This is a genomic window from Haloarcula litorea, assembly GCF_029338195.1.
Lineage (GTDB): Archaea > Halobacteriota > Halobacteria > Halobacteriales > Haloarculaceae > Haloarcula > Haloarcula litorea.
In genome coordinates this window covers 2195892-2216129 of sequence record NZ_CP119779.1, presented here as the reverse complement: position 1 = coordinate 2216129, position 20238 = coordinate 2195892, and the positions used below count along the sequence as shown (strand labels likewise).

29 protein-coding genes are annotated in these 20238 nt (G+C 70.6%); 13 read left to right on the top strand and 16 right to left on the bottom strand.

Going from position 1 to position 20238, the window contains the following annotated elements:
* Nucleotides 1-15 precede the first annotated feature (15 nt).
* Nucleotides 16-420: a hypothetical protein gene (locus P0592_RS11925; protein ID WP_276271109.1), complete on the top strand. Its 405-nt coding sequence runs from the start codon at nt 16-18 to the stop codon at nt 418-420.
* Nucleotides 421-543: 123 nt separating this feature from the next.
* On the opposite strand, the gene P0592_RS11920 is transcribed toward P0592_RS11925, so the two are convergent.
* The 6 genes from P0592_RS11920 to P0592_RS11895 form a co-directional block, all read right to left on the bottom strand.
* On the bottom strand, nt 544-837 hold the full coding sequence (locus P0592_RS11920) for a HalOD1 output domain-containing protein (protein WP_276271108.1): 294 nt from the start codon (nt 835-837) through the stop codon (nt 544-546).
* Nucleotides 838-1008: 171 nt separating this feature from the next.
* Complete coding sequence (locus tag P0592_RS11915; protein ID WP_276271107.1) at nt 1009-1995, bottom strand: terpene synthase family protein; 987 nt, start codon at nt 1993-1995, stop codon at nt 1009-1011.
* A 317-nt stretch (nt 1996-2312) separates the two neighbouring features.
* A complete protein-coding gene (locus tag P0592_RS11910) occupies nt 2313-2594 on the bottom strand; it encodes a HalOD1 output domain-containing protein (protein ID WP_276271106.1) in 282 nt (93 codons plus the stop codon).
* A gap of 227 nt (nt 2595-2821) precedes the next feature.
* On the bottom strand, nt 2822-5218 hold the full coding sequence (locus P0592_RS11905) for a bacterio-opsin activator domain-containing protein (protein WP_276271105.1): 2397 nt from the start codon (nt 5216-5218) through the stop codon (nt 2822-2824).
* 91 nt (nt 5219-5309) lie between these two features.
* Nucleotides 5310-5966: an HAD family hydrolase gene (locus P0592_RS11900; RefSeq protein WP_276271104.1), complete on the bottom strand. Its 657-nt coding sequence runs from the start codon at nt 5964-5966 to the stop codon at nt 5310-5312.
* Nucleotides 5967-6017: 51 nt separating this feature from the next.
* Nucleotides 6018-6476, bottom strand: coding sequence for a bifunctional nuclease family protein (locus P0592_RS11895; RefSeq protein WP_276271103.1), 459 nt, complete (start codon nt 6474-6476; stop codon nt 6018-6020).
* Nucleotides 6477-6553: 77 nt separating this feature from the next.
* Here P0592_RS11895 and P0592_RS11890 point away from each other — a divergent pair, with 77 nt between their 5' ends.
* Both P0592_RS11890 and P0592_RS11885 read left to right on the top strand, forming a co-directional pair.
* Nucleotides 6554-6844 carry a DUF8081 domain-containing protein gene (locus P0592_RS11890; RefSeq protein ID WP_276271102.1) on the top strand — a complete coding sequence of 97 codons (291 nt, stop codon included), beginning with the start codon at nt 6554-6556 and terminating at the stop codon, nt 6842-6844.
* A gap of 42 nt (nt 6845-6886) precedes the next feature.
* Complete coding sequence (locus P0592_RS11885) at nt 6887-7150, top strand: DUF8142 family protein (protein WP_419181099.1); 264 nt, start codon at nt 6887-6889, stop codon at nt 7148-7150.
* Here P0592_RS11885 and P0592_RS11880 read toward each other — a convergent pair.
* From P0592_RS11880 to P0592_RS11865, 4 genes are all read right to left on the bottom strand, one after another.
* A complete protein-coding gene (locus P0592_RS11880) occupies nt 7147-7380 on the bottom strand; it encodes a DUF3194 domain-containing protein (RefSeq protein ID WP_276271101.1) in 234 nt (77 codons plus the stop codon). The two genes, P0592_RS11885 and P0592_RS11880, sit on opposite strands and share 4 nt — an antisense overlap.
* 3 nt (nt 7381-7383) lie before the next feature.
* A complete protein-coding gene (locus P0592_RS11875) occupies nt 7384-7773 on the bottom strand; it encodes a prefoldin subunit beta (protein ID WP_276271100.1) in 390 nt (129 codons plus the stop codon).
* Between the two features lie 336 nt (nt 7774-8109).
* Nucleotides 8110-8625, bottom strand: a complete 516-nt coding sequence (locus P0592_RS11870; RefSeq protein ID WP_276271099.1) for a PIN domain-containing protein — start codon at nt 8623-8625, stop codon at nt 8110-8112.
* Nucleotides 8622-8924, bottom strand: a complete 303-nt coding sequence (locus P0592_RS11865; protein WP_276271098.1) for a UPF0175 family protein — start codon at nt 8922-8924, stop codon at nt 8622-8624. Before P0592_RS11865 ends, P0592_RS11870 begins: the two co-directional genes overlap by 4 nt.
* 75 nt (nt 8925-8999) lie before the next feature.
* Here P0592_RS11865 and P0592_RS11860 point away from each other — a divergent pair, with 75 nt between their 5' ends.
* From P0592_RS11860 to P0592_RS11840, 5 genes are all read left to right on the top strand, one after another.
* Entirely contained in the window at nt 9000-9425 is a 426-nt protein-coding gene (locus tag P0592_RS11860; protein ID WP_276271097.1) for an SHOCT domain-containing protein, read from the top strand.
* A 49-nt stretch (nt 9426-9474) separates the two neighbouring features.
* The gene (locus P0592_RS11855; RefSeq protein ID WP_276271096.1) at nt 9475-10314 is read left to right on the top strand and encodes a pantoate kinase; all 840 of its coding nucleotides are present in this window, start codon (nt 9475-9477) and stop codon (nt 10312-10314) included.
* A gap of 48 nt (nt 10315-10362) precedes the next feature.
* Complete coding sequence (locus tag P0592_RS11850; RefSeq protein WP_276271095.1) at nt 10363-11112, top strand: 4-phosphopantoate--beta-alanine ligase; 750 nt, start codon at nt 10363-10365, stop codon at nt 11110-11112.
* Between the two features lie 64 nt (nt 11113-11176).
* Nucleotides 11177-11965, top strand: coding sequence for a hypothetical protein (locus P0592_RS11845; RefSeq protein ID WP_276271094.1), 789 nt, complete (start codon nt 11177-11179; stop codon nt 11963-11965).
* Between the two features lie 93 nt (nt 11966-12058).
* Nucleotides 12059-12985, top strand: a complete 927-nt coding sequence (locus P0592_RS11840) for a sulfide-dependent adenosine diphosphate thiazole synthase (RefSeq protein ID WP_276271093.1) — start codon at nt 12059-12061, stop codon at nt 12983-12985.
* Between the two features lie 26 nt (nt 12986-13011).
* Here the strand turns inward: P0592_RS11840 and P0592_RS11835 are convergent, their stop codons facing one another.
* Nucleotides 13012-13338 (bottom strand): VOC family protein, encoded by a 327-nt coding sequence (locus P0592_RS11835; RefSeq protein ID WP_276271092.1) that lies wholly within the window; start codon nt 13336-13338, stop codon nt 13012-13014.
* 140 nt (nt 13339-13478) lie between these two features.
* On the opposite strand from P0592_RS11835, the gene P0592_RS11830 reads away from it, so the two are divergent.
* Together P0592_RS11830 and P0592_RS11825 are read left to right on the top strand one after the other, a co-directional pair.
* Nucleotides 13479-14006 carry an HTH domain-containing protein gene (locus P0592_RS11830; RefSeq protein WP_276271091.1) on the top strand — a complete coding sequence of 176 codons (528 nt, stop codon included), beginning with the start codon at nt 13479-13481 and terminating at the stop codon, nt 14004-14006.
* Between the two features lie 47 nt (nt 14007-14053).
* Nucleotides 14054-14818: a DUF7001 family protein gene (locus P0592_RS11825; RefSeq protein ID WP_276271090.1), complete on the top strand. Its 765-nt coding sequence runs from the start codon at nt 14054-14056 to the stop codon at nt 14816-14818.
* Nucleotides 14819-14833: 15 nt separating this feature from the next.
* On the opposite strand, the gene P0592_RS11820 is transcribed toward P0592_RS11825, so the two are convergent.
* From P0592_RS11820 to dcd, 3 genes are all read right to left on the bottom strand, one after another.
* Entirely contained in the window at nt 14834-15484 is a 651-nt protein-coding gene (locus P0592_RS11820; RefSeq protein WP_276271089.1) for a class I SAM-dependent methyltransferase, read from the bottom strand.
* Complete coding sequence (locus P0592_RS11815; RefSeq protein WP_276271088.1) at nt 15481-16377, bottom strand: thiamine-phosphate synthase family protein; 897 nt, start codon at nt 16375-16377, stop codon at nt 15481-15483. Before P0592_RS11815 ends, P0592_RS11820 begins: the two co-directional genes overlap by 4 nt.
* Nucleotides 16378-16438: 61 nt before the next feature.
* Nucleotides 16439-17026: a dCTP deaminase gene (dcd, locus tag P0592_RS11810; protein ID WP_276271087.1), complete on the bottom strand. Its 588-nt coding sequence runs from the start codon at nt 17024-17026 to the stop codon at nt 16439-16441.
* A 197-nt stretch (nt 17027-17223) separates the two neighbouring features.
* On the opposite strand from dcd, the gene P0592_RS11805 reads away from it, so the two are divergent.
* On the top strand, nt 17224-17973 hold the full coding sequence (locus P0592_RS11805) for a BGTF surface domain-containing protein (protein WP_276271086.1): 750 nt from the start codon (nt 17224-17226) through the stop codon (nt 17971-17973).
* Here P0592_RS11805 and P0592_RS11800 read toward each other — a convergent pair.
* The gene (locus tag P0592_RS11800; protein WP_276271085.1) at nt 17970-18692 is read right to left on the bottom strand and encodes a YIP1 family protein; all 723 of its coding nucleotides are present in this window, start codon (nt 18690-18692) and stop codon (nt 17970-17972) included. The two genes, P0592_RS11805 and P0592_RS11800, sit on opposite strands and share 4 nt — an antisense overlap.
* A gap of 99 nt (nt 18693-18791) precedes the next feature.
* Here P0592_RS11800 and pth2 point away from each other — a divergent pair, with 99 nt between their 5' ends.
* Nucleotides 18792-19130 carry a peptidyl-tRNA hydrolase Pth2 gene (gene pth2, locus P0592_RS11795; protein WP_276271084.1) on the top strand — a complete coding sequence of 113 codons (339 nt, stop codon included), beginning with the start codon at nt 18792-18794 and terminating at the stop codon, nt 19128-19130.
* 67 nt (nt 19131-19197) lie between these two features.
* Complete coding sequence (gene psmA / locus P0592_RS11790; protein WP_276271083.1) at nt 19198-19932, top strand: archaeal proteasome endopeptidase complex subunit alpha; 735 nt, start codon at nt 19198-19200, stop codon at nt 19930-19932.
* 40 nt (nt 19933-19972) lie between these two features.
* Here psmA and P0592_RS11785 read toward each other — a convergent pair whose 3' ends face one another.
* Nucleotides 19973-20131, bottom strand: coding sequence for a hypothetical protein (locus P0592_RS11785; protein ID WP_276271082.1), 159 nt, complete (start codon nt 20129-20131; stop codon nt 19973-19975).
* Nucleotides 20132-20238 lie beyond the last annotated feature (107 nt).

Below are 20238 nucleotides of genomic sequence, written 5' to 3'. Positions count from 1 at the left end.
TTGATACATACGGATATGGGGCTTGACCTGACTGACCCGTCGGATATGGACTGGCTCGCGCGGGGCCGTTCAGCTGACGGTATAGAGTCCCGTTTCAGCAGCCGACACGCAGCGGAGACCATCGATTTCGAGAGCTGTGAGAGCTTGTTGCGTGCCATCGAAGACGAGTTACTGGAACGTGAACCCGATCGGAACCGGGACGAAGCGCGCGATGCGGCCGAATCGATACTCAGGTCTCTCTCGCCCGAAACGGTCCAGGCGGCGGCAGAAAATGCCTGGGAGCGTGTCGATCGCCGTCATCAAGACGGTAGCGAGTTTATGCCGCAGTTCCGTAGTCAGTGGGCGGAGAACGTGGTTGAACGGTACGTCGAGTGCCAGAATGAGCCGGCCGATCGGTCAGCGACGCGCGAACCGTACTGAACGTCATCCGTCAGCCGGGAGTTATTCCTACCCCAGCAGATGGATGTTGTGACCGTATGATCGGCAGGATCGTTTCATCGTCATAACCGATAGTATCGGAAACGCCAGTCGAGTACCGGAGAATCAGGCCGTGATTTCGGCGGTGATCGGTTCGTCGCGGCAGTCGGTCACGACGACCGTGCCGGTACTGCCGTCGACCTCGACCCGACAGTCACACATGGTGAAGGTCAGTCGACCGTCGTGGACGCGGTCGGTCGACTCGAACAGCGTGTCGAGCGCGTCGGGGTCGATACAGTCGTACAGCGTCTCGTCGAGGGCCGTCGGCTCGACGCCTCTCGTGTCCGCGACGGCGTAGACGACTGTCTGACTGAGCGGTTCGGACGGAGATGTCGTGTATACGCGCTCCGTTGCTGGCATTAATGGTCTCCCTTATCGGGCCATACCGTCCCGACGCAAAGCCCCTTCTGACTACACTGATAGTTCCCCCTGAGTTGAGACGCTATACAGATAGCGACCGGACGCGCCGGGCCGGTGATCGGCCGGCCGATACGTCGCGGAGCGGTCGTTAAGCGGCCGATCGCGCGCCCGTCACTTGTGGCCGCGGCTCGCCACGTGGTACTGGAACACCGTCTCCATCCCCGCGACCAGCGCGTCCAGATCGACGCTGTCCGTGTCGAACTCACGGTCCCGGACGGAGCGGTACCGCTCGGCCCAGCGGTCGCGGAACCGCCGTTCGAGGTCGGCGGCCTTGATGCGTCCGACCACCTCGCCGTCCGCCTCGGCCCCTTCGAGTTCGTCGGGGGAGACGACGCCCTCCTGCAGTGCCAGGACGACGATCCCGGCGGTGTAGTCGCCCTCCGCGACCTCCCGTTCCCAGGTGGTGAGCCAGTTCCCGATGCGGGCCATCTCCTGGAGGTCCCACAGCAGGTCCCGGAGCGTCCCGAAGTCGGCGATGTCGAACCCCGGTGAGTACATCAGGTCCACGTCCGCGTACGGGAACATCACCATATTGTGGGTGTCGTAGTGTTCGGCCCCGCCGAGGTTGGCGATGCGGGGGTTCTCGTTGACGACGGCGCTGTAGTCCATCGCGTTCAGCGTCTGCCGGCAGTCGTACTGGAACACGTCGACGAACTCCTCGAACCGCGGCGCGTCGGCGAGGCCGTCGACGAACGAGCGCCACGCCCGTTCGACGAACGCGAAGTAGTCGTCGTCGACGGCGGCCCCGGGATCGACTGCACCGGGCTCCCGGACCAGCCGTCGTGCGGCCTCGAAGGTCTCCCGGTCGCCGTGGTGTTCGACGAGGTCGTCCAGCGCCGTGACGTACATCGTCAGCACCGTCTTCTGCTCTCGGACGTGGGCCGCGTGCTCGTCGGGGACCGAGGTGAGGGTGAACTCCGGAAACAGCGAGTAGATCCACCGCCAGAGGAACCGGTCCCGGTCGCCACACAGCCGATCGTACTCGTCGGCCAGGCGTTCGATCCGGTCCGGTAACGTCACCCTACGGATCTGTTCGACGAACTCGGTCGGCTCGACCTCGGGACTCTCCACCCCGGTGCTCTCGGTTCCGGCGCTCATAGGAGTCCGTCGCCCCGGTGTTCGTCGGCTGTTTCGCTGCCGTCTCTCCCGTGTCCATCGCGGCTTCCCCAAGCCGCGTCCCCGAGTGCGTGCATCACACTCCGGTATCTGGAACTTACTCAATAAAGCGTTCTGACGGGTTGGTGGTCGAGACGGTCGTTTTCGACGCCCGGTACACACCCGATATGTACCAGTCGGTCCCGTCGGCTGAACGGCCGGGAAGGGAGCGGCTACCCTCGATAAGCAGCTCCTTCGCCGGGAGACGGACGCCGGTGAGGAGTGGTCACCAGACCGCGACACGCCGGAGAAAGGACGGCTTACGCGCTCGCTCGCCCGGGGTTCCGGTCGTCCGAGACGGGAGTGACGGTCACCACTCCGTCCTCGACGACGACCCGGCAGTCCGCGAACGTGAACGAGACGGTGGTCCCCGGCCCGCCGCTCTCGAACACCCGGTCGAGTGCGTCGGGGTCGAGACAGTCGGCCAGTGTCTCGTCGAACTCCGTCGGATCGACCCCCGTCGCGTCGGCGGCGGCGTAGACGATGGTCTGACTGAGCGGGCCCGCGGCGTCGGTCGGATAGACGTGGTGGTTCCGTGGCATCTGTCGACGACTGGGTCGACGGCCCGCGCCGCGATGCTGATTCTGCCTATACTGGTCGACGGCCGGCGGCCCGACTCACTAGTCATATCGTGACCGGGTCCAGATCGCCACCGACGCCGCCGGTCACCGGGGATTCGACGGACGATCGCAGTCCGTCCCGTGTCGGCTACCGCGTGGCCGAGCCGCACCGACTGCCCGAGAGCGGCCCCCCGGGACAGTCGTCACCGTCACTCGTCGAGGATCAGATCGAGCAGTTTCCGCTCGCCGACGCGGAGGTGGCGGTTCACCGTCGGCTGCGTGATGTCGAGCATCTCGGCGACCTCCTCGCCGGTCGTCTCGCGGGGCCAATCGAAGAAGCCGCTCAGGTACGCCGTCCGCAGGACCTCCTGCTGGCGGTCCGTGAGCCGGTCGTCCAGCGCGCTCCGGATGCCCTGTTCGGTCCGGAGGTGGGTCTCCCGCTCTCGGCGGGCGTCCAGTCGGACGGTCTCGTATCGGCTCTCCAGGTGCGTGATGAACGTCCGCACGTCGGTCCCCGTCGCCAGGTGGACGACCACGTCGGCGGTCTCGCCGTCGGTCCGGAACTCGACGACGCGGCCGCCGTGGTCGACGAGCCGCCTGACCAGCGACGCCCCGGAGACGACCACCTCGTGGACGTCGCCGCCGGACACCGAGGACGTCGACGCCACCGTGCGCATCGACTCGACGGTCGCCCGCACCGCTTCCGGATCGGTCTCACGGACGCCGAGGAACAGTCGGGTCCCCTCGGCCGTCGGGACCGCGCCCTCGCAGACGACCTCGGTGCCGAGTCGCTCGGCGATCGTGAACGTCGGCGCGTCCGGCGCGGCGACGGTGAGGTCGAGTTCGACGACGCTGTCGGCGGCCCGGCGCTCCCGCGAGTTCAGCTTCTGGATGGCGTTGGCGATGCTCTCGCCGAGGTCCGCGAAGACGGACGCCAGCTGGTCCCCGAAGCGTTCGGTCCGATCGGCGAACACCGTCAGGACGCCGTAGAGGAACCCGTCGTACTCGAGTGGGACGCTGATGGCCGACCGGAAGTCCCGCGACAGGGCCTCCGCCCGCCAGTGGTCCTGCCGCAGGTCGTCGGTGACGGAGTCGACGACCACCGGCTCGCCGGTCCGTGCCGCCCGGACCGCCGGCGGGCCGCCGGTCCCGCCCATCGACTGGGAGACGGCGTCCAGGTAGCTCGGGGCCTCGCCGGCCCACGTCCGCGGCTCGATGGTCGCACCGTCGTCGCGGCCCACCCAGACGAACGAGAACCAGGCGGACTCGATGAGTTCCTCGCAGACGGCCTGCTCGATGGCCTCGACGGACTCCGCACGGACCAGGGCGCGGTCGACCCGACGGAGGATGTCGTTGACCTGCTTCAGTTGCCTGAGCTCCTCGTTCTGTCGCCGCATTTCGGACTCGCGCTCCCGGAGGGCCGTCTCCCGGTCGACCCGCGCCAGCGCGGCCTCCGCGCTGTTCGTGAGCAGTTCGAGGAGTTCGAGCGTGCGCGCGTCCCGTTCCTCCCGGTCGATCTGAGCGTAGAGCACCCCGTGGTCGCCCAGCGGGCGGTACGAGTCGCCGCTCCCGAGGGACACCTGCTCGTCGTCGACGAAGACGTCCCACACGATCCCGCCGTCCGGGCCGACGACGGCGGGATCGGCCTCGGGCGTCGCGAGGACGCCGGCGGTGGCCGCGGGTCGCAGGACGTTCTCGGTCTGGTCGAAGCGGTAGACTGCGGCCCCCGGCAGGCCGAGGACTTCCTCGGCCGTCTCCGCGATGATCCCCGCGACCTCGGCCTTCGTCTCGGCCTCGAAGAGCCGCCGGGTCGAGTCGTGCAGTGCGGCCAGCGTGCGAGCGAACTGCCGCCGATCGGAGACGTCCCTGACGACACCGACGTGCCGGTAGCTCCCGTCGTCGCGCTCGTACGTGGAGAACCGGGTCTCGATCGGGAGCGTCTCCCCGTCGGCCGTCTCGAGGTCGGTCGTCAGCGTCGCCACGTCCCGATCGCCCTGCCGCAGTTCCCGCGTGAGCGCCGCCGCCTGGTCCAGCGCGTCCTCCGCGGCCAGGACCGTGGCCGGCGAACCGATCAGTTCGGACTCGTCGTGGCCGGTCATCGAGGTGACGGCGCTGTTGACCGTCTCGATGGTGAACGACTCGTCGAGCGTGTAGACGCCGTCCTCGATCGTCTCGAGGATGCGCTCGTACTCCGCGAGGCGGTGCTCCCGCCGGTGGTGCTCGGTCACGTCGTGCCCGACGCCGAGGTAGACGGTCTCGCCACCCGTATCGCGGCGCTCGAACGAGAGGTCGAGCCACCGTCGCGGCTCCCGCTCCGCCGGCGTGACGGTCAGGGTCTCGTCGTCCGCGGCGGCGTTTCGTTCGAGGTCCGTCCGGTCCAACCCCTCGAAGACGTCGGCGAGCGCGCGCCCGACCAGCGTCCCGCGGCGTGCCCCGACGAGCGACCGGAGGTGGTCGTTGGCCGCCAGGACGGTCCCGTCGACCCCGGCGATCAACGCCGGCTCCGGGAGCCGAGTCACGAGCGCATCGAGGAAGGCCCGCGGTTGCTCGTCGACCGATGCTGGTGTGCGCTGCTCTCCGGGTCGGTCCCCCGCCGACTGGTCCATACCGCCCCGTCGTCGCCTCGCACCTGAAAGCCTGATTTCGAGGTGGAGTCCGGCTGGTGACGGTCCGTGTCCAGCTACGTACCAGTTCGCCTCAGCCGGCGATGTCGACGATGTCGTCGAGCCCCCAGACCTCGTAGTCGGGCGTGACCGAGAGGGCCGCGTCGACGCGGTGGGGCCGGCGGATGAACGCCGAGTCGATGCCCGCGCGGTCGGCGGCGACCACGTCGGACTCGTTGTCCCCGACGAACAGCGCGTCGTCGACGCCGAGGTCGGCGAGTGCGGCCTCGACGTAGTGGGGGGCGGGCTTCTTGCGTTCGAGGCTCTCGATCGTCGGTTCTCGCGCGTGGACCGTCTCGAAGTGGTCGGCGAGCCCGAAGTGATCGAAGGCGAACTCGACGGTCGCCCGCTGGTTCGAGGAGACGACCCCGAGCGGCGTCGAGAGCGCGGCCAGCGCGTCGAGGTCGTCGTAGGGGTGTTTCTCCCCGTCGGTCATATCGCTTCGCTGTGCGTCGGAGATGGCGGCGTCGCGGACCGACCAGAACGACGACGGGTCGAGCCCGTAGGCCTCACACACCCGCTCCAGTTCCGCGACGTCGACGCCGATGCTCATCGCGTCGACGTGGTCCGGGTGCGGGTCGGTCACGCCGACCCGGGCGAAGGCGTCCCGCGCCCCCTCGACGTGGGTCCGCTGGCTCGTCGGCGTCAGCAGGACCCCGTCGTTGTCGAAGATGACGGCGTCGTAACCCATAGCGTGTGCTGAGCACCGAACGGTGGAGAAACTTGCGGGTCCGACTCGCCGTCAGCGGCCGGCGTCCAGGCTCCCGTCGCCGGCGTCGAACTCCTCGGGCGGGCGACCGGCCGCGTCGACCACCTCGTCGGTCACGACGACCGGGCAGTCGACCCGGAGCGCGACCGCGATACCGTCGGAGGGGCGGGCGTCGAACACCATCTCCTTGCGGCGGTCCTCCGTGTACTGCTCGGTGTCGATCTTCGCGTAGAAGGTCCCGTCGGCGAGGTCGTCGATGCGGACCCGGTCGATGGCCCCGCCGAACTCGGCCACCATCTCGACCAGCAGGTCGTGTGTCAGCGGCCGCTCGAAGGGCTCGCCGTTGATGGCCAGCTGCATCGACTGTGCCTGGTCGGCGCTGACGAAGATGGGGACGATCTCCCCGCGCGCACGGACGAGCACCACCGGCGTCTCGCTCCCGTCCTCACCGACGCCGATGCCGACGCCCTCGACCGTGGCCTCGTGTTCCATACCCACTGGTTCGGCACGCGGGTATGAAAAGCTACCCCGCGGTCGATTTACGGGCGTGGGACCCGTAGCCCCCGGTCGTGGCCGACGACGCCTATCGCCTGCTGGTCAAACCGTCCGCCCGCCGGGTCAGCGCTCGTGCCGGCCGGTGGGTCAACCGCCGGGGGCCGGCCCGGACGTTCCCGTCGAAGGCGCTGGCCCGCGAGTGGGCGCGTGCCTGTCGCGGCCCGTCGGCGCTGGTCTGGGTCCAGGACGCGCCGGCCTGGGCCGACGACGGGGCCGACGGCTACCTGGTCGGCCGGCCGCCGCGCCAGCGGCGGGAGCCGACCGGCGACGCCCGCCAGCAGAGGCTCGGCGAGGCGGAGCGCTGACGGGAACGCGGTCTTTTTGCCCGTCGGCCCCCGAGATCGAGTATGGACGACGGCCGCGCCGAGGAGGCCGAGCGGACCACCGAGGACCTGCTGTCGAGCGACGACGGGGTCGACGGGATGGACCGCTGGCGGGCCACGAAGTACATCGCGCCGTTCGTGTTCATCGGCCTGCTGGACCTCGCGCTCCTGCTGGGGTGGGGACTGGACCCGCTGTGGGGGTTCATGATCCTCCCGCCGATCCTGTTCGTCAGCGTCCTCGGCTGGATCGCGTTCAGGACCGGGTTCGCCGAGGACCGGACGGGCTAGGAGAGGAGGTCGTCGACGGCGGCCCGCGCGGCCAGCGCGGCGTCGTCGGCCACCCGTTTCTCGTCGAGTCTGCTCTCCGGTGCGTTGACGTACACGTCCACCTCGAGTATCCCGTCCTCGAACGTGACCGTCACGTCCAGATCCTCGACCTCGGTGCGGTCGAGTCGCGAGAAGACGACGTCTTCGGCCGCGGTCGCGGCCGTCTCTACGACCTCGTCGTCGGTCGGCATCGCTTACGCGCCGCCGGCACCGGGACCGCCGGCCGGACCGCCGGGACCGCCGCCACCGAGCATCTGCTGGAGTTCGCCCTGCAGGTCCTCGAACTGCTCCTGGACGCGCTCCTCCTGCTTCTCGAGGGTCTCGACGCGGACCTCGAGGCTGTCGACCTTCTCCTCGAGGTCGTCCTTGGCCTCGTCGAACTCCGTCTTGACGAGCAGCTCGCCGACCTCGCGGTACATCGTCGTGTCCTCGTCGACGTCCTCGAGCTCCTCGAGAGCCGTGCGGGACTCCTGGAGGTTCGTCTCGGCCTGCTGCTTCTGGGCAGCGACCTGCTGGGCCGTCTCCTGGAGGTCCTGCAGTTCCTCGAGCTTCTCCTGTGCTTCCGGCGGCAGATTACCCTGCATACCTCGACGGTTGGTGTCCGGCGTGTTAAACCCACGCTTTCGGAGCTCGCCGCCGCGTGAACGGGGACAGCGCCCCGCTCGCGGCCGTCCGGCGCTCAACCGTCGATTTCGGCGGCAGCCGGCTCCGGAACGCCGCCGGGCCGCAGGCTCGCGGCCGTCAGTCAGTCGCCGATCTCGCCGACGGCTCGCTCCCGCAGTTCGCCGGTCAGGTGCAGTCCGTGCCGGAGTACCTTTTTCAGCCTCGGGTGTCCTCGCTCCCTGCGGTCGCTGCGGGCACCGCTCCGCCGAAAAATCTACGCTAAAAAGCGGCCGCTCGCTGACGCTCGCGGCCGTCAGTCAGTCGCCGATCTCTCCGACGGCTCGCTCCCGCAGTTCGCCGGTCAGGTGCAGTCCGTGTTGATCGATCCGACGGACGATCCGCTTGGCCTGTGTCGGACTGAGGTACTTGTCCTCGATGGCGGCCCGGACGACGACGCCGAAGCTGCTGGTGACCTCCGCGCCCAGGCCCTGTGCCATCCGGCGGACGGTGCGGTCCTCTGAGACGACCGCGACCGCCGAACGATCGGACTGGTCCCGGTTGGCAAGCACCCCGGCCAGCACCGTCTCGGCGGCACCGAGGTCCTTCGCGCCGAGCAGCGACCGGGCCTGTTCCACGCGGTCGTCGTCCACGGCGGCGGTCACGTCGCCGCCGTCGAGGTAGTCCTCGAGGTTGGTCGTGGTCGGTTCCACCGGGACGGCGTCGACCACCGGGTCGGGGATGACGACGTCGCCGTCGAAGGCGTCCAGCAGGGAGAGCTCGCCCACCTGACCGAGGTTGTACAGCGCCGTCGGCCCGACGTAGATGCGGGTCATAGCTCCGTCGCCGTGTCGGCGTCGAGTTCGAGGTCCGACAGCTCCAGCTGCGTGGTCAGGTTGCGCTCCCGGGCGACATCTAGCCACTCGGCGACCGAGAGGTCCGCGATCTGCGCGGCCTCGGCCGCGGAGATGTCGCCGGACTGGTACCGCTCGACGGCCACCCGGATGCGGAGCGTCTCCAGGCCCTCGCGCAGAGCCTTCCGGATGGTCGTCGAGCGGTCCTCGGAGAGCAGCTCGGCCACGTCGTCCAGTTCGGCCTTCTCCTCGTCGGGGAGTCGCGCGCTGATGGTCGGCATCGGGTATGCGTTTGCAGACTGCGTAAACATAAGGCTACCGTCGGACATATGTCGCATCGGGTACAGACCACGGATATGGACGACGCCGACGACGCGGTGGCCGACGAGGACTCGCCGCTCGAATCCATCGCCGCCGGCGCGGCGATGGTCGTCGGCTTCGGCGTGGCGGCGGTGCTCCTGGCGCTGAACGTGTCCTACTGGTGGGTGGGGTTTATCCTCATCGGCGGGCTGGTCCCGCTGTTCCAGGGGGTGGCAAAGTGGTACGAGGCCGACGCCGAGCGGTCGGCACAGCGGACTCCGGCGACGACGGACGGCACGCCCGACGACCAGCAGGACGCGCTGGACGAACTCCGGGCCCGCTACGCCCGCGGCGAGCTCACCGAGGCCGAGTTCGAGCGGCGGCTGGAGCGCCTGCTGGAGACGGAGACGGTCGCCGACGCCCGCGACGCGGTCCGACGGAGCCGCGACGACGAGAGCGAGCGCGAACCGGCGACGGAGTGAGCGGAGCGACTGCCAACGGTTAAACCGGCCCGTGCCCGAAGGGACGGCTATGAGCGAGGAGGCACGCGCGTTCGTCCCCGGGCACGTCACGGGCTTTTTCACCGTCGACCGGGCCGAGGACCCGACGGAGACGGGGTCTCGGGGCGGGGGGCTGGCGCTCTCGGACGGGGTCGCGGTCACCGTGGCCCCGGCGAGCGAGACGCGGGTCGAGCTGAACGGCGAGCGCGTCGAGATGGCGGCCGTCGAGCGCGTGCTGGGGGCGCTCCGGGCCGACGCTCGGGTGACCGCCGAGACGCCGCTCCCGCTGGGCTCTGGGTTCGGCGTCTCCGGGGCGATGGCGCTGGGGACGGCGCTGGCGGCCAACGCCGCCCTCGACCGCGGGCTCTCGGACAACGAACTCGTCACGGTCGCCCACGGCGCGGAGGTCCAGGCCGGCACCGGACTCGGAGACGTGGTCGGGCAGGCCCGCGGGGGCGTCCCGCTCCGGCTCGAACCCGGCGGGCCGGAACACAACTACGTCGACGCCGTCCCCGCCCGCGCCCGCGTCGAGTACCACACGCTGGGGGAACTTTCGACGGCCGCGGTCGTCGGCGACGACACCGACGACCTGACGGCGGCCGGCGAGCGAGCGCTCTCGGCGGTGGTGCGAGAGCCCACCCTGTCGACGTTCTTCCGGGCCTCGCGGCGGTTCTCGCGGGAGGCCGGCCTCCTGACCGACGACGTGCGGGCCGTCGTCGAGGCCGTCACCGAGGCCGGCGGCGACGCGACGATGGCGATGCTGGGCGAGACCGTGGTCGCGCTGGGGACGGGGCTGACCGACGCCGGCTACGACGCCAGCGTCTGCGAGATCCATCCCCCCGGTGCGACCGTCGAGACGGAGTCGGCGTAGCCTATCCGAACCGACGACCTTTCGACGGTCGGCCCGCCTACGGAGTGTATGAGCGACGAGGTCGAGGTTCCGGAGAGCCACCCCCGCTACGAGTCGCTGCTGACCCGTCACCGCATCGAGGCCGGCGTCGACCGCGGGATCACCTCCCGACAGGGGCTCATCGCGCAGGGTCGGGGCGAGGCCTACGACTACCTGCTGGGCGAGCGGACCACCGACAGCGCCGACCGGGCCGCGCGTGCCGCCGCCGCCCACCTCCTGCTGGCCGACCACGCCGTGATCTCGGTCAACGGCAACGCCGCCGCACTCGTCCCGGGCGAACTCGTCGAACTGGCCGACGCGACCGGCGCTGACCTGGAGGTGAACCTGTTCAACCGCACCGAGGAGCGGATGCGGGCCATCGCCGACTACCTCCGCGAGCACGGCGCAACGGACGTGCGAGGACTGGAAGCGGACGGGCGCATCCCCGGGCTGGACCACGAGCGCGCGACGGTCGACGCCGACGGCATCGGCGACGCCGACGTGGTGCTCGTGCCGCTGGAGGACGGGGACCGCGCCGAGGCGCTGGGCGAGATGGGCAAGACCGAGCTCGTCGTCGACCTCAACCCCCTGAGCCGGTCGGCACAGGTCGCGACGGTGCCCATCGTCGACAACATCGTCCGGGCGATCCCCAACGTCACCGACCACGCCCGCGACCTCGCCGGCGCTCCGGACGCCCAGCGCGAGGCCGTCGACTCGTTCGACGCCGACGAGGCGCTGGCCGCCGCCGAGCGTGCCATCCGCGAGGGCGACCTGGGCTGAGACGGACACGAGCGCCCGACGCTCCCCGGGACGCTCTTGTCCGCTCGGTCCCTAGATCGGTCGAATGCCTGTCTACCCTTCGGTCCGGGACCACGGCGTGGCGCTGTGCGAGCGGGCCGGCTACGACGTGACCGTGCGCGACGACCTGCGAGGGCCGCCGGCGCTGGCGACGCCCGGCGAGGACGCGGTCGGACTGGTCGACGCCGGCGACCCGCGGCCGGTGGCCATCGAGCCGTTGACGGAGGCCGACGTGGGGCCGGCCGGACTGGTCCCGCGGTTCGCGAACGCGCTCCGCGAGGGCCGCGACTGCCTGTTCGTCGTCCCCTCCACCGAGTCGACGGGGACGACGCTGACGCAGGTGGTCGCCACCGTCCTCGGAGAGCCGGCCTGCGTCGCCGAGGCCGGCCCCGAGGGGCGGCACTTCTACAAGGGGCCGGATCGGGTCCCACTGTCGGACGGTACCTACGCCTGTGCCCGCGCGCCGGCGGCGGACCTCCAGTGGCGGGAGGTCCGGGTCGACGAGGGCCGCCCCCGACTCGAACTCAGCGTCGGGACCGAGGTGGTCGCCGTCTTCGAACACGTCGACGCGCTGGCCGACGCGGGCCGACACGCCGTCCAGCACGCCTACCGGCGGGCCGACGACGGCCGGTTCGAGGTGACGGAGGGCCAGGAGGTCGTCGAGCGGTTCCCCGGGCCGACGGCGATGCGCCGCGGGGGGTACGCGCCGGTCCCGATGCCCCTGGTCCCCGAACACCTGTTCCCCGGGGACGCCGACCGCTCGCGCTGGGCGGTCTGCCAGCCCGACGGCGGGCGGAACGTGCTGACCACCGCCGGCCTGCACGCCTGGGGCTGACCGGTCGACCGACGTTCTGCCGGCCGCCTCGCCGAGAGCGACGGCAGCGGACACCACAACGACTATTACCACTCTAGAATATCACTAGGTGGTATGAGCGACTTCGACCAGTTCAGCGACGTGGGCGAGGCGGAAGTGACGCGCGCGATCGGCCAGGAGTGGACCGACGAGTTCATGGACTTCTCGGACTCCGACGTCATCGTCGTCGGCGGCGGTCCCTCGGGCCTGATGGCGGCCAAGGAACTCTCCGAGCGGGGCGTCCAGACCATGGTCGTCGAGAAGAACAACTACCTCGGCGGCGGCTTCTGGCTCGGCGGCTTCCTGATGAACAAGGTGACGGTCCGGGACCCGGCCCAGCGAGTTCTGGACGACCTCGACGTGGACTTCAAGCGGTCCCAGGACAGCGAGGGGCTGTACGTCGCCAACGGCCCGGAGGCCTGTTCGGGCCTCATCAAGGCGGCCTGTGACGCCGGCGCGAAGATGCAGAACATGACGGAGTTCACTGACATCGTCATCCGCGAGGACCACCGCGTCGGCGGCATCGTGATGAACTGGACGCCGGTCCACGCGCTGCCCCGGGAGATCACCTGCGTCGACCCCATCGCCGTCGAGGCCGATCTGGTCATCGACGCGACGGGCCACGACGCGATGGCGGTCAAGAAACTCGACGAGCGGGGCGTCCTGGACGCGCCGGGCATCGAGGACGGCGACGCGGGGATGGACCAGACCGACGACGACACCTACGGCGCGCCCGGCCACGACTCCCCCGGCCACGACTCGATGTGGGTCGGCGAGAGCGAGGACGCCGTCGTCGAACACACCGGGCTCGCCCACGACGGCCTCGTCGTCACCGGGATGGCGACGGCGACCACCTACGGCCTCCCGCGGATGGGGCCGACCTTCGGCGCGATGCTCGTCTCCGGTAAGCGCGCCGCGCAGGTCGCGCTCGACGAACTCGACGTCGACGCCCCCGAGGTCGACCTGACGAGCCGCGACGCCGCCGCCTCGGCCGACGACTGACTCCCCGCCCCGGTGCCCGCCAGGCCCTACTCGAACGTCTGGAACTCGACCGTCCGGCCCTCGGGGTCGGCGGCGAAACACTGGTAGATGTCGTAAGTGTCGTTGAACGACGGCGGGTCGCCCGGGTCGGCCAGCGACTCGTGGGCCGCGTCGACGCCCTCGCGGTCCTCGAAGACGAACGTCACGATTCCCTCGGTGTCGGCGCGGTCCCGAGCGCAGAACCCGAAGCGGAACCCACCGGCCCGGAGGATGGTGCAGTCGGGCTGTTCGCGCCACACCTCGGCCCCGAGGTCCCGGTAGAACCCGACCACGTCGTCGTGGCGCTCGGTCGCGAAGAAGACGATGCCGTCCATACGCTCGCTGCGACCGGGCGGGGCAAAAAGCCGGCGCGCACTCCGTCTCGGACACCATTAATCCGTATATGTCCACTAATATAGTATTCACACGAACGATTATGTTTCTTCAGACGACAAACGCTAGTGATTACCAATCTATGTCGAACAGAACGAAACGGAGCCGCGAGACGGACTCGATCGAGGACGAGCCCACCGACTCGGCGTCGCCGGACGGCCTGACCGTCGACCTGTGGACGCGGCGGCCGGTGTGTGGCCCCCGGACGACGGTGATCGATCGGCTGAGCAGTCTCCGCGCGGCGGGGAAGCTGGCGGACTTCTCGATCACCACGTGGCCCGAGGAGATCGTCGTCTCCGGGCGGACCGAACACAGCGACCTGCTCGACACCATCGAGGAGTTCGAGGCGTGGGCGGAGGACAACGACGTGACGCTCCGGCCACCGTTCGAGACCCGGACGGCGTCGCTGCTCGTCGGCGCGAGCGAGGAGGTGCTGACCACGCCGATGATGCTGGCTGCGGCCTACGACGGCGACGACCTCGTCGCGGTCTACCCCTGTCGGGACGGCGACCAGACGTGGACGATCGGAGCGTTCCTGGAGGCGCTCGACGGCGAGCCCGGCGACCCGGTCACCGACCCCGAGCGACTGCCCGGTCTCGCCACCCGGTAGTCCCATCGGACCACAAGCAGTATCACCCGCCGATACCACCCGGTCGTATGGTCGAACAGGTCACGCTCTCGCGCGCGCCGACGACCGAGGCGGACGCCGACGCCATCGCCGACTGGCTGCGCGAGCGGGTCGGGGCCGAGGTCGTGGTCCGCGACCGCTTCCTCGCCCGGGTCGCCGACGACGACCTGGCAGAGGACCTCGCCGCCCGACGGGTGCTTGACCCCGACGACCGGGAGACCGGCAACACGATGCTGGGGACCGTCCGCTACGAGGAGCGGGCCATCGAACGCCCCGAGCGCGCCGGCGGCGTCATCTACGACGGCCGGGCGCTCCAGGAGACGCTCTACGAGCGCCTGCCGGCCGACGAACGCGGCCTCGACCACCTCCACGTCCCGCTGGTGGACCGCGTGGTCGGGACGTGGGGCGACCACGACGGCCGCTGGCACAAGCGCGTGACCGTCCTCGGTCAGCCGTCGCTGGTCTCGGTCCCGGGGCTGTACGAGGCCCCCGCCAAGCCCGAACAGTACTACGAGGAGCAGCAGCGCCACGCCCTGCTGTCCGGCGACGCGCCGCCCCGCGAGGTGCTGGAGGAACAGGTCGACGGGGAGTTCCTCGTCGCCGACGACCCCCGGACGACCGAGGCGCTGAAGGGGTACGTCCTGCAGGCGTACCACTACCTGGCGACCGGCGAGGCGTTCTGCGACGACGAGCGGTGTCGGCTCGCGAACCCCCACCGCCAGCCCGGCGTGGTGCGGGCACAGCTCCGCGACCCCGAGTTCTGCCCGGCCCACGCCGAGCGGTATCGCCCCTGACCCGCCGCACCGGGGTCAGACCACGCGACCGGAGACCAGCCCGAGGTAGCCGCCGCCGAACGCCTCGTACCGCCGGTCGACGGTGCGTTCGGTCAGGCGCTCGCGGGCGACCCGGACGCGCCGCTCGAAGGCGCTGGCGTGGGACGCCCGGGAGAGCCGGTCGCCGGGTGCCGACAGCCGGACGAACCCCTCGAAGGCGACGTTCAGCGGCGCGGCCAGCGCCGCGTCGCTGCGCTGGAAGTTCAACAGGGCGACCCGCCCGCCCGGGACGACACAGTCACACCACGCGTCGACGGCTCCGGCGGGGTCGGGGAAGATCCCGGCCACGAACGTCGCCAGCACCGCGTCCACGCCGTCGACCGGCGGGCGAGTCGCGTCGCCCCGGAGGTAGTCGACCTCGGGACCGGTCCGGTCGGAGTGGGTCCGCGCCCGGGCCAGCATCTCGCCGGTCACGTCGAGGCCGACCACCCGACCCGTCGGCCCCACCCGCTCGCGGAGGTGGGGGACGTTCGCCCCGGAGCCACACCCCATCTCGACGACGGCGTCGCCCGGCGAGAGCGCGAGCGCGTCGGCGGCCCGCCCCCGCCAGGAGTCCACGCCGGGGAGGCTCGCCAGCCGGTCGTACAGCGTCGCCCACCGGCCGTAGAACGACTGGGCGTCGGTCACAGCAGGTCGCGGGCGCGCTCGGCGACGACCGTCGCGTCCCCGCCCAGCAGGTAGACGACGGGTTCGACGCCCATCCCGCCGGTCTGGTACAGCACGTCCGCGTCGGGGTCGTCGGCCAGCGCCGCGGCGATCGCCGGCTCCAGCGACGCCTCGGCGTCGAACTCGACGGTCGTCAGCCCCGCGTCCTCGAGCCGCGCCACGACCGACTCGTCGTAACGGACGTTCAGCGCCGCCCGCGCGTCGCTGCCGGCCTCGCGGGCCGCCAGCAGCACCGTCGCGACGTGCTCGCTGACGCCGAACTCCGGGTCCGCCGGGATCGTCGCTCGCCCCTTCACGTCGAGGATGCGGCCCGGCACCGCGGCCACGTCCTCGACGTCCCGCCCGTCGGGCAGCACCTGTACGAGGTTCGAGCCGACGGCGGGGATCAGCGTCGCGAACCCGCTCGTGTTCTCCAGGACCCGCAGCCCCCGCCGCACGTCCGAGAGAGTCCGCTCGGCGGCCCGCAGCGACGAGTCGGGGTCGTGGACCGCGAACTCCCCCTCGTACTCGGCAAGCTCCGGCACGGCTTCCTCGTGGAGCTGTGCGAGCAGGCCGCCCTGTTCGAGTTCGCGGACGAACACCTCGGCCTCGATCAGGGCCTGCACCGGCCGCATCTCGCCGCTCGCCAGCCCCTCCGCGAGCCGATCGACGAGTTCCCGCAGGCCGCGGTGGTCGAGTAACTGCTCGTTGCGCGCCACGTCGCCGTGGACGTACTTCGAGACGGCGCTCTGACTGATCCCGAGCAGCGCCGCGATCTCGGACTGCGTGAGGTCCCGCTCCCGCAGGGCCTCGGCCAGCAGCGAGCGGAACGTCGGCAGGAACTCGTCGACGACGACCTCCTCGATGAACCGCATTACTGGTCGCCTCCGAACTCCACGTCGTTTCTCGCCGACATCGCCGCGACACGAGCGTCGCTCATTGGTCGCCTCCGAACTCCCGATCCCCCTGGATCTTGCTCGCCTGCGGCCCGGACTGGCCCTGGTACTTCGAGCCGCGCTCGCTGCCGTAGGGCCGGTCGGCGGCGGTCTTCAGCTCCGTGAACGTCAGCTGTGAGATACGCATCCCCGGCGTCAGGGCGACGGGTGCGGTGCCGAGGTTCGACAGTTCGAGGGTGATCTGTCCCTGGTATCCGGGGTCGCACAGGCCCGCAGTGGCGTGCACCACGATCGCCAGCCGACCGAGCGACGACCGCCCCTCGACGTGGGCGATCAGGTCGTCCGGGATCGCCACCCGCTCGTGGGTCGTCCCGAGCACGAAGTCGCCCGGGTGGAGGATGTACTCGCCGTCCTCGGGGACGGTGGTCTCCTCGACGTAGTCGGCCACCTCGTCCTCGGAGTTGGGGTGGATGCAGGGGATGTTGGCGTGCTGGAACTCCAGGAACTCCCGCCCGAGGCGGAGGTCGATGCTCGCCGGCTGGATCTGGATGTCGGGGTCGTCCAGGGGCTCGACGACCAGGTCGCCCGCCTCCAGGCGACGCAGGATGTCGGCGTCCGAGAGTATCATTAGCCGAGGTACCGCGCGCCGGTGCCTAAAGCGTCCCGTCTCGGCGACGGGCCGGCCCGTTCAACGCTCGATTTTAGCTTCCGGCGGGGGTTTATCCGCGGCACCGGTACGTCGACGCGTATGGAGCCGAGCCGCCCAGCCCGCCACGACCGCGCGCGTCACACACCCGACCGAGTCCGATCGCCGGGGGTGGTCCGGTGAGACGCCGCGTGACGATCGCCGGCCTCGCGGTCGTCGGCGTCCTGCTGGCGACCGGTGCGGCGATCGGCGGTCCGATCTTCTCCGGATCGTCGCCGGCGGGTACACCGGCCGAGGACGGAGCCGAGACGGCGAACGGCACCGCCGTCCACCCGACCGACGGAGCGTTGGTCCTGGAGACGCGAGCGAACGCGACGGTGACCGGGACCACCGACCGCGCGCCCGGGACGAGCCTGACCGTCCGGCTCGTCAGCGACGGGCAGAGCGCGTTCCTCGTCCAGCGGACGACGACCGTCCGCGAGGACGGGACCTTCGCCGCGACTGTCGACCTCTCGAGCGTGGCGACGAACACCACCGCGAAGGTCACCGTCCTCGCAGACGACACGGAACTGACCAACCGGACCGCCCGTATCGAGTCCGTCCCCGGAACCGACACGGGCGAGGCGGGGACGACCGGCGAGGCCGACACTCGATTCCGACACGACGGCGAGAACGTCACCGTCCAGTCCGCGGCCGACCAGCGGATCGCGGGGACGACCGACCTCGAACCGGGGACGAACGTCACGGTTCGGCTCAAGAGCGGCAACTCCGGGACGCCGTTCCTCCGCCAGCGGACCGCGACCGTCGGCGAGGACGGGACCTTCGCCGTCGAGATGGACTTCGGGAACGTCGAGGCGGGAACGACCTTCGAGGCCAGCGTCCACCACGACGGCGAGACGCTCGTCGAGACCGACGGCGTCGTCCGCTAGCTCAGGAGCACCGGGACGACCGCGACCAGTCCCGCGATCACGGCGGCCGTCCCGCGGCCGAGCCCGTGGACGACCCGCAGGCCACCCGTCCAGACGTAGGCCTGCCAGGCCGCCCCGCCGAGCTGGATCGCGAGCAGAACCAGTCCCGAGACGCCTGCTTGCAGCGCCCGAACCTCGCTGAGCAGGGCCGCTGAGCCGCCCCCCGAGAGGTCCGCGCCGCTCGCGAACGCGACGAGTGTGGCCCCGGCGACCACGCTGCTGACCAGCGTCGGCACCAGCCCCCACGCGGTCACCTCCAGCGTCGCGCCGACGGAGCCGGAGCCGCCGGCCAGCCACGCGCCGACGTAGAGTGCGACGCCCAGCCCGACCCAGACGACGACCAGCCCGATCACCAGCCACGGCAGGAGGTCGGTGACGGCCTGCCACAGGAGCGCACTGATCTCCCGCTGGACAGTCTCGGGTTCCGAACACCCCCGGGGCGTCGTCCCGGCGACGCCGCCGTCCTCGCAGAACACCTCGCCCGGATAGGCGGGGTTGTCGACCGTCACGGTTCCGCCGAACTGCTGGGTGAACGCCCTGAGCACGGCGGCGAGGACGAGGGTCGTCAGGACGCTGACGAGGCCGGCGAGGCCGGCGGCCCGGACCCCGCCGAGCGCGTCGACACGCCGCTCGAAGAACTGTCCGGGTCGCAGGAGGAAGGTACGAGCGGTGGAGGGCATCGCCGGTGGGTGTTCGCCCACGGGGTAAGTGTCCTGTGGTACGTGCAACCCCCCGCGCCCTCCGACGGCTGTTTAAGTGCGGGTGGCCATACCTGTGGTATGAAGCAGGCCATCGCCGCCCGGGCCGACCTCGGGATGGGCGAGGGGAAACTCGCCGCGCAGGTCGCCCACGCCTCGCTGTCGGCCTACGAGGACGCCGACCGCAAGGCCCGCTCCGCCTGGAAGGCCGAGGGGCAGAAGAAGGTCGTCCTGCGGGTCGACGGCGAGTCCGCCCTCTTCGAGCTGGCGGACGTCGCCGAGCGCGAGGGTCTGCCGCATGCCGTCGTCAGGGACGCGGGTCACACCCAGCTCGACCCCGGCACCGTCACCGCGCTCGCGGTGGGGCCGGCCGAGGACGACCTGGTCGACCGCGTCACGGGCGACCTCTCGCTGTACTGAGGACAGCGACTCCGGGAACGACGCGGTTATGTCCCGGAGACCCTAACCTCAGGTCAAGGACCAACCAATGCAAGGCAACGAACAGCAGGCCTACGACCGCGGGATCACCATCTTCTCCCCGGACGGACGCCTCTATCAGGTCGAGTACGCGCGCGAAGCCGTCAAGCGAGGGACCCCCAGCGTGGGCGTCCGCACCGAGGACGGCGTCGTGCTGGCGGCCGACCGGCACGCCCGGTCGCCGCTCATCGAGCGGGACAGCATCGAGAAGATCCACCAGATCGACGACCACGTCGGCGTCGCGAGCGCCGGCCACGTCGCCGACGCCCGACAGCTCATCGACGTCGCCCGCAAGCAGGCCCAGGTGAACCACCTGCGCTACGACGAGCCCGCGGGCGTCGAGTCGCTGACCAAGGAGATCACCGACTACATCCAGCAGTACACCCAGACCGGCGGCGCGCGGCCGTTCGGCGTCGCGCTGCTGGTGGCGGGCATCGAGGCCGGCGAGCCCCGGCTGTTCGAGACGGACCCCTCGGGGACGCCCTACGAGTGGCAGGCCGTCGCCATCGGCGGCTCCCGCGAGGAGATCCAGTCGTTCCTCGAGGACGAGTACGAGGAGGGGATGGACCTCGAGGGCGGCATCGAACTGGCGCTGCGCGCGCTCGCGTCGGTCAACGACGAGGGGCTGGACGCCTCCGGCGTCGACGTCGCCACCATCGACGTCGAGAGCGAGCGCTTCGGCACGCTCACCGAGGAAGCCGTCGCCCAGCGCCTGGCCGAGTTCGGCCTCGCCGACGAGGAGTGAGGCCGCTCGGCGGCCACCGGGCCGCACACTCGCACAGTTCTCAGCGCGGGACGTCCACCCAGCCGCTGATCCAGGCGTCGTCCTCGTCCGGGAGGTGGGCGACGCGCAGGCCGCCGAACTCCGTGATCTCCACGTCGCCGTCCCGTCGGGCCACGCCGGGCTCGCTCGGCTCGTCGCCCTGGTGCTCGGGGTCGCTCACGGGTCCGAGTGGTGTATCGACGAGCACTCACCTCGTTATCGTCCCGCTACCCCCGACGGCAGGCGTCGACTACCGAGCGGTACGGAGCGCTCTATAGCCCCGAACCG

Bases quoted from the DNA above. Each gene is read 5' to 3' on its own strand.
- P0592_RS11925 (WP_276271109.1), top strand. From the start codon at position 16: ATGGGGCTTGACCTGACTGACCCGTCGGATATGGACTGGCTCGCGCGG.
- P0592_RS11920 (WP_276271108.1), bottom strand. From the start codon at position 837: ATGCCAGCAACGGAGCGCGTATACACGACATCTCCGTCCGAACCGCTC.
- P0592_RS11915 (WP_276271107.1), bottom strand. From the start codon at position 1,995: ATGAGCGCCGGAACCGAGAGCACCGGGGTGGAGAGTCCCGAGGTCGAG.
- P0592_RS11910 (WP_276271106.1), bottom strand. From the start codon at position 2,594: ATGCCACGGAACCACCACGTCTATCCGACCGACGCCGCGGGCCCGCTC.
- P0592_RS11905 (WP_276271105.1), bottom strand. From the start codon at position 5,218: ATGGACCAGTCGGCGGGGGACCGACCCGGAGAGCAGCGCACACCAGCA.
- P0592_RS11900 (WP_276271104.1), bottom strand. From the start codon at position 5,966: ATGGGTTACGACGCCGTCATCTTCGACAACGACGGGGTCCTGCTGACG.
- P0592_RS11895 (WP_276271103.1), bottom strand. From the start codon at position 6,476: ATGGAACACGAGGCCACGGTCGAGGGCGTCGGCATCGGCGTCGGTGAG.
- P0592_RS11885 (WP_419181099.1), top strand. From the start codon at position 6,887: ATGGACGACGGCCGCGCCGAGGAGGCCGAGCGGACCACCGAGGACCTG.
- P0592_RS11880 (WP_276271101.1), bottom strand. From the start codon at position 7,380: ATGCCGACCGACGACGAGGTCGTAGAGACGGCCGCGACCGCGGCCGAA.
- P0592_RS11875 (WP_276271100.1), bottom strand. From the start codon at position 7,773: ATGCAGGGTAATCTGCCGCCGGAAGCACAGGAGAAGCTCGAGGAACTG.
- P0592_RS11870 (WP_276271099.1), bottom strand. From the start codon at position 8,625: ATGACCCGCATCTACGTCGGGCCGACGGCGCTGTACAACCTCGGTCAG.
- P0592_RS11865 (WP_276271098.1), bottom strand. From the start codon at position 8,924: ATGCCGACCATCAGCGCGCGACTCCCCGACGAGGAGAAGGCCGAACTG.
- P0592_RS11860 (WP_276271097.1), top strand. From the start codon at position 9,000: ATGGACGACGCCGACGACGCGGTGGCCGACGAGGACTCGCCGCTCGAA.
- P0592_RS11855 (WP_276271096.1), top strand. From the start codon at position 9,475: ATGAGCGAGGAGGCACGCGCGTTCGTCCCCGGGCACGTCACGGGCTTT.
- P0592_RS11850 (WP_276271095.1), top strand. From the start codon at position 10,363: ATGAGCGACGAGGTCGAGGTTCCGGAGAGCCACCCCCGCTACGAGTCG.
- P0592_RS11845 (WP_276271094.1), top strand. From the start codon at position 11,177: ATGCCTGTCTACCCTTCGGTCCGGGACCACGGCGTGGCGCTGTGCGAG.
- P0592_RS11840 (WP_276271093.1), top strand. From the start codon at position 12,059: ATGAGCGACTTCGACCAGTTCAGCGACGTGGGCGAGGCGGAAGTGACG.
- P0592_RS11835 (WP_276271092.1), bottom strand. From the start codon at position 13,338: ATGGACGGCATCGTCTTCTTCGCGACCGAGCGCCACGACGACGTGGTC.
- P0592_RS11830 (WP_276271091.1), top strand. From the start codon at position 13,479: ATGTCGAACAGAACGAAACGGAGCCGCGAGACGGACTCGATCGAGGAC.
- P0592_RS11825 (WP_276271090.1), top strand. From the start codon at position 14,054: ATGGTCGAACAGGTCACGCTCTCGCGCGCGCCGACGACCGAGGCGGAC.
- P0592_RS11815 (WP_276271088.1), bottom strand. From the start codon at position 16,377: ATGCGGTTCATCGAGGAGGTCGTCGTCGACGAGTTCCTGCCGACGTTC.
- dcd (WP_276271087.1), bottom strand. From the start codon at position 17,026: ATGATACTCTCGGACGCCGACATCCTGCGTCGCCTGGAGGCGGGCGAC.
- P0592_RS11800 (WP_276271085.1), bottom strand. From the start codon at position 18,692: ATGCCCTCCACCGCTCGTACCTTCCTCCTGCGACCCGGACAGTTCTTC.
- pth2 (WP_276271084.1), top strand. From the start codon at position 18,792: ATGAAGCAGGCCATCGCCGCCCGGGCCGACCTCGGGATGGGCGAGGGG.
- psmA (WP_276271083.1), top strand. From the start codon at position 19,198: ATGCAAGGCAACGAACAGCAGGCCTACGACCGCGGGATCACCATCTTC.